Raw genomic sequence first — 18870 nt, 5'->3', positions numbered from 1 at the left:
AGTTCCTACTTTAAGGGAATTAGAGAGTTTTTATACTTCTTCAAACTAGGAAGCTAGCCGCAGGTTGCTCTTTGATTTTCATTGAGTATTAATTAAAAAATAATGTCATCCAACTTTGTTAAAAAGGCTTGCGTTTTTGCCTCTATATCTTCTGCCTGCATCAAATCACGCACTACAGCTACACCAGCTATACCCGTGCCGATAAGTTGGTCAATATTCTCTGATGTCAAGCCACCAATAGCAACTACTGGAATGGTGACCCTTTGGCAAATTGTTTTCAAGGTTGAAATTAGGGTGATAGGCGCATTTTCCTTGGTCGTGGTCGGAAAAATGGCTCCTGTCCCCAAGTAATCTGCTCCCCCTTCTTCTGCCTCGAGGGCTCTTTTTACCGTTTTAGCTGTTACACCGAGTATTTTTTCAGGGCCCAAGACTTGTCGGGCAACCGAAACTGGCAGTTCATCGTCTCCAATATGCAGACCAGCAGCATCAACCGCAAGACAGACATCCAAACGATCATCAATGATCAAGGGTATCTGATAGGCATCTGTTATTTCCTTGACTTGTTTTGCCAGTTGATAGTATTGATTGGTGGTGAGATTTTTTTCTCGTAGCTGGATTATGGTAACCCCTGAACGGCAGGCCGTCTCAACCTTTTCAAGAAAACTTTCCACTGAATCTTGGTAGCGATTGGTTACCAGATACAATCTAAGTGCTTCTCTATTCATAAACATCTCCTTTGATGGCATCTAGCCAATTTTCATCTCTTTTGAGGAGCGAAAGCTGATTAAGTACTTGGTAACGAAAATCTTCCAATCCCATTCCTTGAACAACGATTTTCTCAGCAGAGATATTGAGATAAGAGACTGCTAAGCAAGAAGCTTCAAAACCTGTCTTTCCTTGGCTGAGAAAAACAGCTGTTAAGGCTCCAACTAAGTCTCCCGTCCCTGTTATCCAGTCTAATTCTGCACAGCCATTCTCCAGTATAGCAACTTGATTCTCTGAAACGATGAGGTCCTTGGGGCCTGTGACTAAAAATGACATACCTGGATAGGTCTGACACCAGTCTTTCAAGACTTGAAGCAAATCCTCAGTTTCTTGATCTTTAGCACTCGCATCGACCCCAACGCCATGGTGTTTTAAGCCAACAAGACTTCGAATTTCCGACATGTTTCCTTTAAGGACCGTAGGGCTATAGTCTAAAAGGTCTCTGACTAAGCTCTTACGAATGGGTGACGCTGATACACCAACCGCATCAACTACCATTGGAAGACAAGCTTGATTTGCATAAGAAGCTGCCATACGGATTGCTTTTTCCTTCTCAGCTGACAAATGCCCCAAATTGATGAAGAGTGCCTGGCTTTGCTTAGTAAAATCAAGAACCTCACGGGGATCATCTGCCATGACAGGTTTGCATCCTAGAGCCAAAATCCCATTTGCCAGCATCTCACAAGAAATTTCATTGGTAATGCAGTGAATGAGGGAAGTCGTTTCCAAAGGAAAAGGATTTGATAATTCCAGCATCAGTCTATCCTTTCAGCAAAGAAATATCCCTGCACTTTTTTAAAGAATTCCTGCTTGATTAAAAATCGAAAGGCAATAAAGGAAATCGCTGTACCAATCAAGGTTGCTCCGAAAAATCGAGGAGTGTAGATAAACCAGCTAAGCTTAGCCGCTGATCCTGTAAAGAGTACCATAACAGGATAGGACACAATAGAACCAATAATACCTGTTCCCAAAATTTCTCCCAAGGCAGAAAAGTAAAATTTTCGACCATACTTATAAAAGAGGCCTGCTAGAAGGGCTCCAAAAGTCGCTCCTGTGAGAGCTAAAGGCGGAATCCCTTGAGTCGTCATACGGATAAAGGCTGTCACTGTAGCCATAGCCAAGGCATAAACAGGTCCCATCATGATTCCCGCTAGAATATTGACTACACTGGACATCGGTGCCATTCCCTCAATCCGAAAGATAGGTGTTAGGACTACATCAAGGGCAATCATCATGGATAAAATGGTTAATTTGTGAACTTGTAATTGGTGCTTTCTCATGTTTCTATTCTTCCCCTTTTTCTAAAGACTGTAAATCACTCTTCCATGTCTGGTGTTGGTAAGCCATTTCCCAAAACTTAGCTTCCATATGAACACTGATGTGGAAGGCATCTAGCATTTTTTGCTTGTCTGTCTCGTCACTTTCTCGATAGAGTTGATTGACCAGAGCCTCTTCCTCTCTGATCTGCTGCTCCAACTCATCTGTAATATAAGTTTCAATCCATTGTTGGTAGAGAGGATTTGGTGATGGTTTAAGATTAAGGGATTTGCCTATATCATGATATAACCAAGGACAAGGAAGTAAACTTGCAAAAGCGATGGCTAGATTTGTTTCTTCAAATTGCCGATAAATATGAGAGATATAATGATAGCAGGTTGGAGCGATTGGATGTTGCTCCATTTCCTGATCGCTGATTTCCAATTCCTTGAAAAATTGTTGGCGGATAAATAACTCACCCTCCACTAGACTCTGAGCATTTTGTTTCAAGAGTTTTTTCATCTCTTGGTTTGAAGTCTTCTCAGCCAAGAGGTGATAGGCTTCTGAGAAGGCCTTAAGATAGTAAGCATCCTGAATCAAGTAATAGCGAAAAATTGCAGGGTCTAAATTCCCCTCTTGCAACTGTAAAACAAAGGGGTGATGAAAGGAGGCCTGCCAAACTTCCTTGGATAATTCCATCGCAATATCTGTAAATTCCATAATATCTCCTTTATAAAAATAGACTGGTTTGAAGCAATAAAAAGAAAAGTAGGTAGATTAATTTTGTTTTTTTAGGAATATAAAAAGTCCGATAGCTATTCTCCACCTGTGCATGTTCGTCATATCCATGAGCCGACAGGGCTCTCAGATAAAGATGACGCCACCTAAAGACTGTCATCAGAACCTTGCTGTAAATCAAGGGAGACCAAAAATGCAGTTCTTGACCGCGCAATAAGCAAGCTTCCTTAAGGGACTTGATTTCTTGCTGAATGAGGGGGAAGGAATTGAATACCACAATCAAGGCATAGGCCCAAGAACGTGATAACCCCTTTTGAGCCAAGTACAAGAGAAGCTCTTTTAGGGCAATAGAGGAAACAAAGACAAGGCCAATACAAACCGTCACAAAAGCCCTCGTTCCAAGCATCACTGCCTGCGAAGCATCCCCATGTAACTGAACTGCCCAGTAGTTGGCAAAAGATGGCAAAATGGCGAGCAGAATCATCCAAGCTAACATTTTAAATCGACGATAATAAAGCATAAAGAAAATGCAAAATGCGACTACCGAAAGATTCAGAGCAATCGAAGGAATGAAAGATGTTTCCAGCGATAAAACCAGCAAGAAGAAACTGATAATTGGTGTCTGGGTTGCTACTTTGACCATACTATCTCACCTCCCCTTGAGTATTGCTACTCTGAGATGTGAGTGGTTTGGTAATTGTCACTTCTTTCACATTACTGAGACCCTGACTAGTCATCTCAATCCAATAATCAACCACAGAGATCAAGGGATCTAAACGATGGCTAATGATCAGAAAACTTCTTCCTTGATTTCTGTCTTCCACAATCCACTGACAAAAATAATGGCAGGCTCTATCATCCAAACCAGCAAAAGGTTCATCTAGTAAAATCACAGAAGCCTTGCTGGTCAAGATGGTCAAGAGCTGAAGAATCTTTTGCTGACCACCACTTAATTGATAGGGACTCTTATCAAGCGCCTGCTCCAGATCAAAATATCGTAAAGCTTGGAAAATTCGTTGATTTCTTTCAGAATCAGGTCCATCTAATTGAAGCTCTTCTCGTAGACTGACTCTGATAAACTGCTTCTCAGCTTCCTGAACAACACCCGTCAGGTCACGATACAAACTCTTTTTCTTTTTCAGGACTGTCCCATTCCAGCTAATGCGCCCCTTATACTTTTGAAATTGAAGAATAGACCGAAAAAGGGTTGATTTCCCTACACCATTGTCACCCAAAATACAGGAAATTCCTTGGTAGAGTGTAAAATCAGCAATTGAAAAGAGAGGGCGCTTCTCCAGCTCACAAGTCGTTCGGTCCATATGGAATAGTTCTGGGCTAGAAGCAACTTCCTTTGAAGCAACCTGTGTTATCTCAGAGGTAGGGATTTGAAACACTTCCCTTAGTTGTCCGTCTCTTAGCTCCACCATATGGTCGATATAGGCTTCATAGTCCGTTAAATCATGGTCACACAAAATAACTGTCTTCCCATCAGAGGCCAACTCTTTTATAATCTCCAGTATCTCTAACCTGCTCTTGCGGTCAATGGAAGCAAAGGGCTCATCCAAGAGATAGACCCTAGGATTCATAGCAAAGAGAACAGCCAAAGCAGCCTTTTGCTTTTCTCCACCTGATAAGTGATGAATGGGACGGTGCAAAATCGCCTTGCAGCGACATTGCTGGACAACCTCTGCTATTTTTGAATCAATTTCCTGAACGGGATGCCCAATATTTTCCAAGGTAAAAATCAGCTCCTCAAACAAGTTCTCCATGGTAAATTGATGATTGGGATTTTGAAAGAGAATACCAACCGTCTGGACACGTTCGATGATAGAAAGCTGACTGACCTCGCTCCCATTTATCAGGACTTGACCTCTATAGGGAAGAGAACTGACTTGGGCAATCATTTGAAAAAGACTCGATTTTCCTGAACCACTGCTCCCAACTAACAAGGTAAAGGCTTGCGCATGAAAAGTAAAATCAAGCGGCTCAGAGAAGATTGGGGACTGAATCGCTCGTAGTTCCAGCCCCATCTATGCCTTGCCCCCAGCTGCAAACTGATGATAAAGTTTGACAATGGCACGAACCAAGATAGTACAAAAGAAAAAGACAGAAATAAAACGTACTACAAGCAAGGAAAGGACAAAAGGAAGGGAGAAGGCGTAGTAACCTAACTTAATGTATTCATAGACAAAGCTAACAAGCGTAATCCCAATACTATTAGCAGTTAGAGATAGCCAGCTTTCATAGCGATTCTTGGTTACGATAAAACCAAGTTCACTTCCCAAACCTTGAACCAAGCCAGACAAAAGGGCACCTAGACCGAATTGGCTACCATAAAGGACTTCAGCAAGCGCAGCTAGCACTTCACCAATCGTTGCACTTCCGACTCTTGGAACAAAGATTGCAGCAATAGGCGCAGCCATACACCAGAGACCAAAGAGGATTTCATTGGCAAAGGCCTGCAAACCAAGAGGGGCTAAAATCAGAGTGAGGATATCAAACAGATAGCCAGATCCTACAAAAACGCCACCAAAAAAGATAGACAAGAAAGCAAGTAAAATAACATCTTTTAACTGCCATTTTTTCAACATAAAAAACTCCTTTTTAAAGAAAAGTGGAGCATTCAAGGAGACCTACCTAAATGCTTTGTATCATCTTCATCCAGTTTCGTAAAAGAAAAAACTCTAATTACAGATAGGAATTAGAGTTCAGCTTACAAGATTAGACAGTTCTTTTCGACATACGAAAAAAACATTTCACATTTCCCTTCGCCAGTATTAACTGTATCAGGTTCAATGGGTATCATCTCAGCCTAAAGCACCCCAAATGTCTTTATTATTTAATTACTGGACTAGTATAACAGAAATTGAAAGCCCTAGCAAGATATTTGACCGAAAAATATATTTATATATTTTGCCACTTAATTCTTTTAAGCTACATAAAAAGATTACATCTGTCCTATAATTCATAACCAATATCAAAAAAGGCTAATTCTAAAGCAACCGCTTGATTCCAGCGTTGCTGAAGTTCTGCCAAATCTTCTCGACCTTTCCCTACACGATTGAGTTCGTCAACCAGAAATTGAACCCACTCTGCAAAGAAAGGACCTCTGTGGAGATTGATCCATTCCGAATGAATATAGGCTTCAGGTAGAGCCAAATCTTTAGAACCCCAATCTAAATAGAGACCTTCTGCAATAACCAGCATGACCAAAAGATGGGCATAATCTGATGATGACACAGCAGAATACATAAGCTCCTGAAAAGCTTTTGTTACAGGGTGCAAGGTCACTTCTAGATACTCACTCTCAGATACTTTTAACTCTTTAAAAGCCTTTTGGAAATAACCATCTTCATCTGCTTCAAGAAAACCTAGTTGCTTAGCAAAACGAAGTTTGGATTCAAGCTGGTCTGCGTGGGCTACGCAAGCACCCAGCATGGATAAGAAGGCATCAAAGAAGTGATAATCTTGAATTAGGTAGTCTTTTAAGACCTTATTCTCAATTGTCCCCACAAAAAGTTCCTTAACAAAACGATGATTGATTGCAGCCTGCCAATCCTTCTGACTGCTTTTTAATAATTCTCCAACAGTCAAACCTGGCTCAAATGCATAGTCTTGTGTTTCCATATTTACTTTTCCTCTCTTTACTCGTTCGTAATCAACAAAATACCAAGAAAATCCTAGTTTTACTTGACCTTTTTAAAGAACATCGAGGGCATTTGCAGAGAGCTACCTAAATAAGCCTCTCCAGTTTATATAAACAAAAAAACTCCAATTACAATCAAGAATTAGAGTTGACTTACAAGATTAGATCGTTCATTTCGCCATACGAAAAAAACTGTTCACATTTCCCTTCGCCAGTATTAACTGTATCAGGTTCAATGGGTATCATCTCAGCCTAAAGCACCCCAAATGTCTTTATTATTTAATTACTGCACCAGTATAGCAAAAAATGAAAGCTCTAGCAAGATATTTGATTGGAAAATATATTTATATAGATTTTGATATATTTTCCTTTATTAAAACACAAGCAAAAACCTCCACACTTAGTGGAGGCAAGCTGTTTTATCAATACAATTTTAAGTCACGTGGGTCAACTGGGAAGGTTGGGTTGTATGGGTTGTGACGAAGTTTGAAGTGTTTGACATCTTCAATGGTCTGAGTTCCAGACAATTGCATGACTGTCTTCAATTCCGCATTCAAGTGTTCAAAGACTTGACGCACACCGACACTACCGCCAAGAGCCAGACCATAGATAACAGGGCGACCAATAGCTACCAAGTCTGCTCCTGAAGCCAAGGCTTTAAAGACGTGTTGACCACGACGAATACCTGAGTCAAAGACAATTGGCACGCGTTTATCAACTGCTTCTGCTACTTCTTGAAGTGAGTCAAAGGCAGCTGGCCCACCGTCAATTTGGCGACCACCATGGTTGGTTACCCAGATACCAGAAGCACCTGCAGCAAGCGAACGTTCAACGTCCTCACGGCATTGTGGTCCCTTAACATAAACAGGAAGTCCAGAGTATTCAGCGATAAATTCTACATCACGTGGAGACAAGCGTTGTTTAGCTGATTTGTAAACAAAGTCCATTGATTTACCAGCACCTTCTGGTAAGTATTCTTCAACAATCGGCATGCCAACTGGGAAGACAAAACCATTACGCTTATCCACCTCACGATTGCCCCCTACAGTAGCATCTGCCGTCAAGACAATCGCTTTATAACCTTCAGCCTTCACACGGTCCATGATGTGGCGGTTAATCCCGTCATCTTTACTAAAGTAAAATTGGAACCAGTGAGGTGTCCCTTGAAGGGCCTCCGTAATTTCTGGAAGGTCTACAGTAGAGTAAGAGCTGGTTGTATAGAGGGAACCAAACTCATGCACACCACGCGCAGTAGCCACTTCACCCTGTTCATTTGCTAATTTATGAGCCGCAACAGGCGCCATGATGATTGGTGAAGACAATTTTTCACCTGCAAATTCAATCTCTGTACTTGGATTTTCAACATCACAAAGAGTATGCGGAACGATGAGTTTGTGGTTAAAGGCGCGGATATTCTCACGTAAAGTGAAAGTATCTTCTGCCCCACTAGCGATATAGCCAAATGCTGCTTTCGGAATAACTTGTTGCGCCATTGGCTCCAAATCATAGGTATTGATGAAATCTACATGACCTTCTGCATTGCTTGTTTTATATGACATAAAATGCCCTCCTTAATAAGTAAGCGTTTACTTTGTATATTACAAAAATATCTTAACTCTTTTTTCAAAATTTTTCAAATATTTTGTTTGGAAATTTCAGAAAAATTCTGTCTATGATAAAAAATCCTTATAACGGCAATAAAAAATACATATTATTCAAAGTAGCTTTTAAGTGCTACAATAACTGTATTATTTCTAGATAGGAGGTTCTATTTTTGGATTGGTCCATTGTTGAACAATATCTACCACTATATCAAAAGGCATTTCTTCTAACCTTGCATATTGCAGTTTGGGGAATTTTGGGATCTTTTCTGCTCGGTTTAATCGTTAGTATCATCCGACATTACCGCATCCCTGTTTTGGCGCAAATAGCGACAGCCTACATCGAACTGTCACGCAACACGCCCCTTTTGATTCAACTCTTCTTTCTCTACTTCGGTCTGCCCCGAATAGGAATTGTCCTATCTTCAGAAGTCTGTGCCACTCTAGGACTGGTCTTTTTAGGAGGTTCCTATATGGCAGAATCTTTCCGAAGTGGGCTGGAAGCCGTCAGTCAAACCCAGCAGGAGATTGGATTAGCCATCGGTCTGACACCCCTACAGGTCTTTCGCTATGTGATTCTTCCTCAAGCAACAGCAGTTGCTCTACCTTCTTTTAGTGCCAATGTCATTTTCCTCATCAAGGAAACCTCTGTTTTCTCAGCAGTGGCTTTGGCTGACCTCATGTACGTCGCCAAGGACTTGATTGGGCTCTACTATGAGACAGACATTGCGCTAGCTATGTTGGTAGGTGCTTATCTGATTATGCTGCTACCCATCTCACTGGTCTTTAGTTGGATAGAAAGGAGGCTCCGCCATGCAGGATTCGGGAATACAAGTACTCTTCCAGGGAAATAATCTCTTGAGAATCTTACAGGGATTGGGCGTTACGATTGGCATATCCATCCTGTCTGTCCTCTTATCCATGATATTCGGGACAGTCATGGGAATCATTATGACCTCCCATTCTAGAATCGTACGATTTTTAACACGATTGTATTTAGAATTCATCCGTATCATGCCCCAGCTGGTGCTACTCTTCATCGTTTACTTTGGCTTGGCTCGAAACTTTAATATCAATATCTCAGGTGAGACTTCTGCTATTATCGTTTTCACCCTCTGGGGAACAGCTGAAATGGGGGACTTGGTCCGTGGAGCCATCACTTCCCTCCCTAAGCATCAGTTTGAAAGTGGACAGGCGCTAGGTTTGACCAATGTTCAACTTTACTACCACATCATCATCCCACAGGTTTTGAGAAGATTACTTCCACAAGCCATCAATCTTGTCACTCGGATGATCAAAACCACTTCCTTGGTTGTTTTGATTGGGGTTGTTGAAGTGACCAAGGTTGGACAACAAATCATTGATAGCAATCGCCTGACCATCCCAACCGCTTCCTTCTGGATTTATGGAACCATTCTGGTCTTGTATTTCGCAGTTTGCTTCCCTATTTCCAAACTATCCACTCACCTAGAAAAACATTGGAGGAACTAAATGTCTGAAACTATCTTAGAAATCAAGGAACTCAAAAAATCCTTCGGAGACAATCCTATCCTCCAAGGACTATCCCTAGATATCAAAAAAGGGGAAGTTGTGGTCATCCTAGGGCCATCTGGTTGTGGGAAAAGTACTCTCCTTCGTTGCCTCAATGGATTAGAAAGTATTCAAGGTGGAGATATCCTACTGGATGGTCAGTCTATCGTTGAAAATAAAAAAGATTTTCACCTAGTTCGCCAAAAGATTGGCATGGTCTTTCAAAGCTATGAACTCTTTCCCCATCTGGATGTCCTACAAAACCTCATCCTAGGCCCTATCAAGGCTCAGGGAAGGGACAAGAAAGAAGCGACAGAGGAAGCTTTGCAATTACTAGACCGTGTCGGTTTGCTAGACAAACAACATAGCTTTGCGCGTCAATTATCTGGCGGACAGAAGCAACGGGTTGCAATTGTCCGTGCCCTGCTCATGCATCCAGAAATTATCCTCTTTGATGAAGTGACTGCTTCGCTGGATCCAGAAATGGTGCGTGAGGTTCTGGAACTCATCAATGACTTGGCCCAAGAAGGCCGTACCATGATTTTAGTAACCCACGAAATGCAGTTTGCCCAAGCCATTGCAGACCGCATTATCTTCCTAGACCAAGGGAAAATTGCTGAAGAAGGAACAGCTCAAGCCTTCTTTACCAATCCTCAAACTAAACGAGCTCAGGAATTTTTAAACGTCTTTGACTTTAGCCAATTTGGCTCATATCTATAAAGGAGATTCTTATGAAACTATTCAAACCACTCTTAACTGTTTTGGCACTTGCCTTCGCCCTTATCTTTGTCACAGCTTGTAGCTCAGGTGGAAATGCTGGCTCATCATCTGGAAAAACGACTGCCAAGGCACGCACTATTGATGAAATCAAAAAAAGCGGTGAGTTACGAGTCGCCGTGTTTGGAGATAAAAAACCGTTTGGTTACGTTGACAATGACGGTTCTTACCAAGGTTACGATATTGAACTTGGGAACCAACTGGCACAAGACCTTGGGGTGAAGGTTAAATACGTTTCAGTCGATGCTGCAAACCGTGCTGAATACTTAATTTCAAACAAGGTAGATATTACTCTTGCCAACTTTACAGTGACTGACGAACGTAAGAAACAAGTTGATTTTGCCCTTCCATATATGAAAGTTTCTCTTGGTGTCGTATCACCTAAGACTGGTCTCATTACAGACGTCAAACAACTTGAAGGTAAAACTTTGATTGTTACAAAAGGAACGACTGCTGAGACTTATTTTGAAAAGAATCATCCAGAAATCAAACTTCAAAAATACGACCAATACAGTGACTCTTACCAAGCCCTTCTTGACGGACGTGGAGATGCCTTCTCTACTGACAATACGGAAGTCCTAGCTTGGGCGCTTGAAAACAAAGGATTTGAAGTAGGAATTACTTCTCTTGGTAATCCAGATACCATTGCAGCAGCAGTTCAAAAAGGGAACCAAGAATTGCTAGACTTCATCAATAAAGATATTGAAAAATTAGGTAAGGAAAACTTCTTCCACAAGGCCTATGAAAAAACACTTCATCCAACCTACGGTGACGCTGCTAAAGCAGATGACCTAGTTGTTGAAGGCGGAAAAGTTGACTAATACTCTTCGAAAATCTCTTCAAACCACGTCAGCTTCGCCTTGCCGTACTCAAGTACTGTCTGTGGCTAGCTTCCTAGTTTGCTCTTTGATTTTCATTGAGTATAACATTCAAAACATCACAAAAAGAAATCAGGTAATCCTAGCGACTACCTGTTTTTCTATGTTTTAAACATTTTGCCAATTTTCTTGGTCTTCTTTAAAGCGTTTTAGGAGGTCGAGTCCTTCTGGTGTGATATAGCCTTCTTCTTGGGCTAGGTGAATGAGTTCACTGTAGTTAGAAAGCGTCACAAGTTTGACACCTGCATCTGAGAAGTTCTTATCTGCTTTTGGCAATTGGTAACTGAAAATTGCTACTACACCAAGCACATCTGCTCCTTCTCGCTTGGCTGCTGCTACGGCTTCGAGAACAGAACCACCTGTTGAAATAAGATCTTCAACCACTACCATTTTTTGACCCTGAGCTACGCGGCCTTCGATTTGATTACCAGCACCGTGATCTTTTGGTTTGCTACGGATGTAGGCAAAAGGTAAATCAATCTTATCAGCAATAATAGCTCCGTGTGGAATCCCTGCTGTTGCAGTTCCTGCAATCACTTCTACCTCAGGAAAGGATTCTTTAATAGCATCTACAAAACCATTTTCAATTAAGGTACGAGTTTCTGGATAGGCTAGTGTCACACGATTATCAGTGTAAATCGGTGACTTGATACCAGATGCCCAAGTGAAAGGCTCCTCTGGTTTGAGGTAAACGGCTTGGATTTTTAAGAGGTGGCTAGCGATATCTTTAGCAAGTGTCATGGTATTCTCCTTTTATTTTTCTAATCTATTTCTTTAATTCCAGTCCTGTGTCCATTCATCCTTAATGGCATGATAAGCTGCAACAGGATCCTCAGCTTGGGTAATGGGACGTCCCACTACGATATAATCACTACCGATTTGATAGGCATCAGCAGGTGTCATGACGCGTTTTTGATCTCCAACTGCAGCTCCTGCTGGACGAATGCCCGGTGTCAGACAGATAAAATCTGAATTGGTAGCCTGCTTGATGGCTTGCACTTCCTGAGCCGAGCAAACAACACCATCTAATCCCGCTTCAGCCGTCTTCTTAGCATAATGAATCACAGACTCTTGCAGGCTGGTTTGGATATTTTGAAACTCCTGCATCTGGTTTTCTGACGTTGATGTAAGCTGCGTTACAGCTATCAATTTTGCTTGACTTCCAAGACCTTCACGCGCCGCCTTCATCATCTCTACACCACCAGCAGCATGAACATTAGTCATATCCACACCAAGCTGAGATAGGACCTTCATAGCTGATTTAACTGTATTGGGAATGTCATGAAGCTTGAGATCCAAAAAGACACTGTGACCCAGATCTTTCAAGTAAAATACAATCTCAGGCCCCGCTGCGTAATAAAGCTCCATTCCTACCTTTAGATAAAGACTTTCTTCTGCTGGGAAAAGAGCTAAAAATTCCTTGACTGCCTCAAAACTAGGAAAATCAAGAGCAATGACTGGACGATGTTCTCGCATAGGTTTCTCCTTTTACCTTTGCTAGTGAGAGAGTCTGGGCAACAGAAGCCACGAAAAAAGGAACCTGCCAACAGCAAGGTTCCACGAAAAATGGGTAGTCTCCACCCTTTCACCGTCTAACCTTAGCTGCCTCTCTGGACTGCTTTAAAGGTTTTTTACTATTCTATTATTTCTACCAGCACTTGTCAAGTAAAAACATGGTCACTAAAGAGCTATAGTAGAAAAGGTAAGCCTAGCGACGCGATGAGCGCTGGGTCGTTTGGTTTTGATTGCTTTGTTCCTCCAGCTTCTTCTTCTCTTCTTCGAGTTTATTCTGCTGTTCTTCCAGTCTTTTCTTCTCTTCCTCTTTCAGTTTCTTCTCAGCTTCTTCGGCCTCTTTTTTGGCTTTTTCCTCAGCCTCCATAATTAATTTATCCGCTACAGTGTAGCTGTAGATTCCAGCTTCCATGTCAATCACACTCGGTTCTGATAATTGAGGCTTAATCTTGCTGTAATAAGGCAGTTTCTTACTCATTTCAGAAAGCGGAACCAAGACTTCGTCCGAATCATTCATGGTCAATCGAATTAAATCGGAAGTTACCTTGCTTGGGGCTAATTCCACCTTTTGGATAGCCGCCTTGAGTTCTGGACTAATTTGAGAAAGTTCTGAGACAAAAGCCTTGATTTGTTCACTGTCATTAAAGAGAACAGACAAATAAGTTTCTGGCAGACTGACCAAGCTCACAGCACTGGTCTCAAGCTGACCACTGGAAAGAATAGGATAATGATTTTCACCAGAAACATAGTAGGCAACAATATCGTATTCCTTGACCTTGATAGTGAACTTAGTTGGAAATTGGTAAACAAGCTGAGCTGATTCCACCCAATAATTAGACTTGATCTGCTCTTCATATTTTGCCTTGTCTAGCAGAAGGTTAATCGTATAATCCGAATCCTGAATGCCTGAAGCCTGTCGAATATCATCAGCTGTAGTTTGCACCGTTCCCTCAATACGGATATCCTTCATGGTCGCATAAGGACTGAGTAAGTAGGCAGAGACAATCAATAAAAGCAGACTTGGAAATAAAATCGTTAGAGCTCGCAAGATATGAACTCCTGGAATTTTCGGTTTGACCGGTTTTTCCTTTACAGGCTTTTTCTCTATTTTTTTATCCCGTTTATCCTCTTTCTCTGTCTTTTTAGACTTTGGTTCTTCTTTGGCTGCTTCTTTTTTGACGTCTTCTGACTCTTCTACTTTTTCTTTGGCATCATCCTTAGCTGTTTTGGGGTCTTTTGGATCAGATTCACTCTCTTGGTCCTCAGTTGCATCTGACTTTTCAGATTTTGAAGCCATTCGTGCTTGTCTTTCCTTTTCCTTCTTCTCAGCTAGGGCCGCCTCTTCTTCAGCCTTCTTTTTTAGATATTCTTGGTTTCGTTTCTGCCATTCTGATAACTCTTTAAATTCTTCGAGGATTTCTTTTCCCTCATTTTTCTTATCTTTTGACATTTACTTTCCTTATGATAAATCTTTTTTCAACAATTGATAAAAATCTGCTAGAGATTTCAATTCCTTGGAAGCCTTCATCTTGGCTTGGTAATCTTCCTTGTGACTTAGTAAGTGAGAAAGCTTCTCTTCCAAACTATCCAAGGTCAAATCACTTTCTTGAAGCTCTTCTGCATAGCCTTTCTTAACAAAGTAGGCTGCATTTTCAATCTGGTCACCACGACTAGCTTCACGACCAAGCGGCACAATAACATGCAATTTTGCCATGGCCAAGAGTTCAAAAATCGTATTGGCACCACCTCGTGTCACAACAATATCAGCCAATTCCATCAAGGGTTGATAAAGGTTGGTCACATAGTCAACACGAAAAAGATTTTGGCTCAACTCGTTCAGACTAGAATCTCCAGTTAGATTGATAATATTGTAGCGCTCTATCAGTTCTTTCTTATGGTCTGTCACCAATTGGTTAAAGACACGAGCACCTGCAGAACCGCCAACAAACAATACAGTTGGCAATTTTGGATTAAAGTGGGTTTGAATATCCACCAATTCATCTGGTTCTGGAGTTTTTTGATCTGAAACCTTGGTCACTGCTCCCACATGCTCAACCTTAGACAAACTTGAAGCTTGCTCAAAGGTTGAATACATCTTCGTCGCAAATTTATAGGCGATTTTATTGGCCAAGCCCATAGACAGGTCAGATTCGTGAATAAAGACTGGCACTCCTGACACACGCGCAGCGATAACAGGCGGTACTGAGACAAAGCCTCCCTTTGAAAAAAGGGCCTGTGGACGAAGTCGCAACATAATAAAGAGAGATTGGACAATTCCCCAGCCAACTTTAAATACATCCAGCATATTTTGCCAAGAGAAATATCGACGCAATTTTCCAGTCGCAATGGAATGGAAGGTGACATCTAGACCTGACTTGAGGATTTCTTGGTGTTCGATACCACGCTTGTCCCCTATATAGTGGACTTCCCAGCCATCTTCGATGAACTTGGGCATTAACAAAAGGTTGAGGGTAACGTGTCCAACCGTCCCCCCACCTGTAAAGACAATTTTTTTCATATTATTCCTTTAACTCCGCTACTGTGTCGATAAAGAGGTCGCCACGTACTTCAAAGTTAGCATACATATCCCAGCTGGCATTGGCAGGACTAAGAAGAACCACATCTCCTTGGGTCGCAAATTCATAGGCCTTGCGGGTCGCATCTGCAATATCAGTCGCATCCACATAAGCCACACCAGCCTTATCTGCTGCCCGTTTGACACGTTCTGCAGACTGACCCAGGATGACCATCTTCTTGAGTCCAGTAATATCTGGAACCAATTCGTCAAACTCATTTCCACGGTCCAAACCACCTGCAATCAAGACGACCTTGCTGTTGTCAAATCCTGACAAGGCTTTTTGAGTAGCCAAGATATTGGTTGACTTACTATCATTATAGAATTTGATACCCTTGATTTCATCCACAAACTGGAGACGGTGTTTGACACCTCCAAAGGCTGAAAGAGTTTCTTTGATGGTTTGGTTATCCACACCACGAAGCTTGGCTACAGCAATAGTCGCAAGGGCATTTTCCACATTGTGGCTACCTGGAACTCCGATTTCATTTGCTGCCATGACAACTTCCCCACGGAAGTAGAGTTGACCATCTTCCAGATAAGCTCCATCAACCTTTTCAAGTGTTGAGAATGGTACAACTGTAGCTTGTGTTTTAGTAGCTAATTCTTTTGCCAAGTCTTGGTTAAAGTTCAAGACAAGGAAATCAGCTACTGTCATCTTGTTCTGGATATTCCACTTGGCTGCTACATATTCCTCAAAAGAACCATGATAATCGATATGAGTTGGCATGAGGTTGGTAATAACTGCAATCTCAGGATGGAATTCTTGAACGCCCATGAGTTGGAAAGAAGAAAGTTCCATGACAAGAGTGTCCTTGTCTGACGCAGTTTGGGCAACTTGACTAGCTGGATAGCCGATATTCCCTGATAAAAGACCATGTTGCCCAGCAGCAGTCAGAACTTCCCCAATCATAGTCGTTGTGGTTGTTTTACCGTTCGAACCTGTGATACCGATAATTGGCGCTTCTGAAATCAAGTAAGCCAATTCCACCTCAGTCAAGACTGGAATTCCCTTAGCCAAAGCCTTTTCAATCATGGGATTGCTGTAAGGGATACCTGGATTTTTCACCATGAGGGCGAACTCTTCATCCAAGAGTTCCAAAGGATGGCCACCTGTAACGACCTTGATCCCTTCTTCCAGCAAACTTTGCGCAGCTGGATTGTCCTCGAAAGGCTTCCCATCATTTACTGTCACAATGGCACCTAGCTTGTCCAACAAACGAGCTGCAGATTCACCAGACTTAGCCAAACCTAAAACAAGGACTTTCTTATTTTTAAATTGATCTATTACTTTCATGTCTCGAACTCCATTTCTACTCTTACTATTTTACCATTTTTATGGAAATAATTCTAAACGAAAATGCTCAGATTCAGCATTCTAACAAGCAAAAAGAGAGCCAAAACTCTCTTTTTATCTTCTTTTACTTTTATGGACCGACATGAGGGTAATATCTCGCAAGCTAAAGTATGCTAGGAAGAGCATAGCGATTGCGATAAAGAATTCTGTCGGTAGCTGAAAGATTTGCAGAACAGATAGCATCAGCAAAATCAAGAGTGCTACAAAAGCAAAGACGACAAGGACGATATTGACTGTCCCTTTAATGCTTTCTGGTGTCGCAAATACATAGAGTAGTAATAAGAGGAGTCCTATGATTAAATAAACCATTTTTATCTCTTTCTAGCTCTTATTCAGCTGATTTTTTCTTCTTGTTAGCTTTCTCACGCTCTGCCTTGTTAAGGATTTGTTTACGCAAACGGATAGACTCAGGCGTTACTTCCATGTACTCATCGTCGTTCAAGAACTCAAGAGACTCTTCAAGTGTCAAGATACGAGGTGTCTTGATAACAGCTGTTTGGTCCTTAGTAGCTGAACGAACGTTAGTCATTTGTTTAGCCTTAGTGATATTAACTGTCAAGTCGTTTTCACGAGAGTTTTCACCGATGATCATTCCTTCATAAACCTCAGTACCTGGGTTGACAAAGATTGTACCACGTTCTTCGATAGACATGATTGAGTAAGTTGTAGCCTTACCAGCATCGATAGAAACAAGGGCACCACGGTGACGACCACCAATTTCCCCTGGAATCAATGGCAAGTATTGGTCGAAGGTATGGTTCATGATACCGTAACCACGAGTCATTGACAAGAACTCAGTTGAGTATCCAATCAAACCACGCGCTGGAACAAGGAAGACCAAACGAGTTTGACCATTACCAGTTGAAATCATATCCAACATTTCACCCTTACGTTCAGAAAGGCTTTGGATAACAGACCCTTGGTATTCTTCTGGAGTGTCGATTTGAACACGTTCAAATGGTTCACATTTAACACCGTCGATTTCTTTTACGATAACCTCTGGACGAGATACTTGAAGTTCATATCCCTCACGACGCATTGTCTCGATAAGGATTGACAAGTGCAATTCTCCACGTCCTGAAACAGTCCATTTATCTGGTGAATCAGTTGGATCAACACGAAGGGAAACGTCTGTTTGCAATTCGGCCTGCAAGCGTTCTTCCACCTTACGAGAAGTCACCCATTTACCTTCTTTACCAGCAAATGGTGAGTTGTTGACCAAGAAAGTCATTTGAAGTGTTGGCTCATCGATGTGTAGGATTGGAAGAGCTTCAACTGCATCTGTCGGAGTGATTGTTTCACCGACAAAGATATCTTCCATACCTGAAACGGCAATCAAGTCACCTGCTTTTGCTTCTTGGATTTCACGACGTTCCAAACCAAAGAAACCGAAGAGTTTTGTAACACGGAAGTTTTTAGTTGTACCATCAAGTTTAGAAAGGGTAACTTGGTCCCCAACCTTAACAGTACCACGGAAGACACGACCGATACCGATACGACCAACGAAGTCATTGTAGTCCAAAAGTGATACTTGGAACTGCAAAGGCTCATCTGAGTTATCTACTGGAGCTGGGATATGGTCGATAATCGTGTCAAAGATTGGTGCCATAGTAGCTTCTTGGTCAGCTGGATCATCTGACAATGAAGAAGTTCCATTGATCGCTGAAGCATACACCACTGGGAAGTCAAGCTGGTCGTCATCTGCACCAAGCTCGATGAAAAGTTCCAAGACTTCGTCCACTACTTCTGCTGGGCGAGCTGATGGTTTATCGATTTTGTTGACAACCACGATTGGGACAAGGTCTTGTTCCAAGGCTTTTTTCAATACGAAACGAGTTTGTGGCATTGTTCCTTCGTAGGCATCTACGACTAAGACAACACCGTCAACCATTTTCATGATACGCTCAACTTCTCCACCGAAGTCCGCGTGTCCTGGTGTGTCCATGATATTGATACGAGTTCCGTTATAGGCAACAGCTGTATTTTTAGCAAGGATGGTAATTCCACGCTCTTTTTCGATATCGTTTGAGTCCATAGCACGCTCTGCCAATTCAGTGCGTGCATCAAGCGTTTCTGATTGTTTCAATAATTCGTCAACGAGGGTTGTTTTACCGTGGTCAACGTGGGCGATAATCGCAATGTTACGGATATCTTCTCTAAGTTTTGTCATGATTTCCTCTATAATATTCAAAATTTATTTTCTAACTGAACGATTATACCATAATTTCAAGTAA

At 41.8% G+C, this 18870-nt stretch carries 20 protein-coding genes and 2 riboswitches; of the genes, 4 read left to right on the top strand and 16 right to left on the bottom strand.

All coding sequences use genetic code 11. The features are described from left to right. Positions 1-92 precede the first annotated feature (92 nt). The 9 genes from thiE to lctO form a co-directional block, all read right to left on the bottom strand. Positions 93-725: a thiamine phosphate synthase gene (gene thiE / locus NMM17_RS08160; protein WP_254754217.1), complete on the bottom strand. Its 633-nt coding sequence runs from the start codon at positions 723-725 to the stop codon at positions 93-95. Beyond that, entirely contained in the window at positions 718-1521 is an 804-nt protein-coding gene (locus NMM17_RS08155) for a hydroxyethylthiazole kinase (protein ID WP_254754216.1), read from the bottom strand. Before NMM17_RS08155 ends, thiE begins: the two co-directional genes overlap by 8 nt. Beyond that, positions 1521-2045 carry an energy coupling factor transporter S component ThiW gene (gene thiW / locus NMM17_RS08150; RefSeq protein WP_050236841.1) on the bottom strand — a complete coding sequence of 175 codons (525 nt, stop codon included), beginning with the start codon at positions 2043-2045 and terminating at the stop codon, positions 1521-1523. Before thiW ends, NMM17_RS08155 begins: the two co-directional genes overlap by 1 nt. 4 nt (positions 2046-2049) lie before the next feature. Beyond that, positions 2050-2742: a thiaminase II gene (tenA, locus tag NMM17_RS08145; protein ID WP_254754215.1), complete on the bottom strand. Its 693-nt coding sequence runs from the start codon at positions 2740-2742 to the stop codon at positions 2050-2052. 10 nt (positions 2743-2752) lie between these two features. Continuing rightward, positions 2753-3403 (bottom strand): energy-coupling factor transporter transmembrane component T, encoded by a 651-nt coding sequence (locus NMM17_RS08140; RefSeq protein ID WP_254754214.1) that lies wholly within the window; start codon positions 3401-3403, stop codon positions 2753-2755. A 1-nt stretch (position 3404) separates the two neighbouring features. Further along, positions 3405-4790, bottom strand: coding sequence for an ATP-binding cassette domain-containing protein (locus tag NMM17_RS08135; protein WP_254754213.1), 1386 nt, complete (start codon positions 4788-4790; stop codon positions 3405-3407). Beyond that, on the bottom strand, positions 4791-5351 hold the full coding sequence (locus NMM17_RS08130; RefSeq protein WP_000915275.1) for an ECF transporter S component: 561 nt from the start codon (positions 5349-5351) through the stop codon (positions 4791-4793). 155 nt (positions 5352-5506) lie between these two features. Beyond that, positions 5507-5595: riboswitch (TPP riboswitch) on the bottom strand. A 123-nt stretch (positions 5596-5718) separates the two neighbouring features. Continuing rightward, positions 5719-6387, bottom strand: coding sequence for a TenA family protein (locus NMM17_RS08125; protein WP_000449808.1), 669 nt, complete (start codon positions 6385-6387; stop codon positions 5719-5721). A gap of 205 nt (positions 6388-6592) precedes the next feature. Next, positions 6593-6681: riboswitch (TPP riboswitch) on the bottom strand. A gap of 147 nt (positions 6682-6828) precedes the next feature. Further along, positions 6829-7965: an L-lactate oxidase gene (gene lctO, locus NMM17_RS08120; protein ID WP_000120714.1), complete on the bottom strand. Its 1137-nt coding sequence runs from the start codon at positions 7963-7965 to the stop codon at positions 6829-6831. 215 nt (positions 7966-8180) lie between these two features. On the opposite strand from lctO, the gene NMM17_RS08115 reads away from it, so the two are divergent. Genes NMM17_RS08115 through NMM17_RS08100 form a run of 4 tightly spaced genes read left to right on the top strand, consistent with a single transcriptional unit; the run spans position 8181 to position 11135 of the window. After that, positions 8181-8861 carry an amino acid ABC transporter permease gene (locus NMM17_RS08115; protein WP_254754212.1) on the top strand — a complete coding sequence of 227 codons (681 nt, stop codon included), beginning with the start codon at positions 8181-8183 and terminating at the stop codon, positions 8859-8861. Further along, entirely contained in the window at positions 8821-9498 is a 678-nt protein-coding gene (locus NMM17_RS08110; RefSeq protein WP_033684005.1) for an amino acid ABC transporter permease, read from the top strand. The genes NMM17_RS08115 and NMM17_RS08110 overlap by 41 nt, the downstream gene beginning before the upstream one ends. Next, complete coding sequence (locus NMM17_RS08105) at positions 9499-10257, top strand: amino acid ABC transporter ATP-binding protein (RefSeq protein ID WP_000004998.1); 759 nt, start codon at positions 9499-9501, stop codon at positions 10255-10257. An 11-nt stretch (positions 10258-10268) separates the two neighbouring features. Beyond that, positions 10269-11135 carry a cysteine ABC transporter substrate-binding protein gene (locus NMM17_RS08100; protein WP_000765264.1) on the top strand — a complete coding sequence of 289 codons (867 nt, stop codon included), beginning with the start codon at positions 10269-10271 and terminating at the stop codon, positions 11133-11135. Positions 11136-11300: 165 nt separating this feature from the next. On the opposite strand, the gene pyrE is transcribed toward NMM17_RS08100, so the two are convergent. The 7 genes from pyrE to typA all read right to left on the bottom strand — a co-directional run bounded on the left by pyrE (position 11301) and on the right by typA (position 18806). Beyond that, positions 11301-11933 (bottom strand): orotate phosphoribosyltransferase, encoded by a 633-nt coding sequence (gene pyrE, locus NMM17_RS08095; protein ID WP_000170901.1) that lies wholly within the window; start codon positions 11931-11933, stop codon positions 11301-11303. Between the two features lie 33 nt (positions 11934-11966). Next, positions 11967-12668, bottom strand: coding sequence for an orotidine-5'-phosphate decarboxylase (gene pyrF, locus NMM17_RS08090; RefSeq protein ID WP_001206727.1), 702 nt, complete (start codon positions 12666-12668; stop codon positions 11967-11969). 232 nt (positions 12669-12900) lie between these two features. Next, entirely contained in the window at positions 12901-14154 is a 1254-nt protein-coding gene (locus NMM17_RS08085; protein WP_000031172.1) for a cell division protein FtsQ/DivIB, read from the bottom strand. 9 nt (positions 14155-14163) lie between these two features. Further along, entirely contained in the window at positions 14164-15222 is a 1059-nt protein-coding gene (locus tag NMM17_RS08080) for a UDP-N-acetylglucosamine--N-acetylmuramyl-(pentapeptide) pyrophosphoryl-undecaprenol N-acetylglucosamine transferase (protein WP_000724824.1), read from the bottom strand. 1 nt (position 15223) lies between these two features. Next, a complete protein-coding gene (murD, locus tag NMM17_RS08075; protein ID WP_000863062.1) occupies positions 15224-16576 on the bottom strand; it encodes a UDP-N-acetylmuramoyl-L-alanine--D-glutamate ligase in 1353 nt (450 codons plus the stop codon). Between the two features lie 114 nt (positions 16577-16690). Next, complete coding sequence (locus tag NMM17_RS08070) at positions 16691-16945, bottom strand: DUF3165 family protein (RefSeq protein ID WP_000262671.1); 255 nt, start codon at positions 16943-16945, stop codon at positions 16691-16693. Positions 16946-16964: 19 nt separating this feature from the next. After that, complete coding sequence (gene typA / locus NMM17_RS08065) at positions 16965-18806, bottom strand: translational GTPase TypA (protein WP_000164111.1); 1842 nt, start codon at positions 18804-18806, stop codon at positions 16965-16967. Positions 18807-18870 lie beyond the last annotated feature (64 nt).

The sequence above is a fragment of the Streptococcus sp. CF7_Ac1-12 genome (genome assembly GCF_024295905.1).
In the GTDB taxonomy this organism is placed as follows: Bacteria; Bacillota; Bacilli; order Lactobacillales; family Streptococcaceae; genus Streptococcus; species Streptococcus mitis_AP.
Note: the sequence above shows the minus strand (reverse complement) of the source record. Positions and strands in the feature narration are given on the sequence as shown.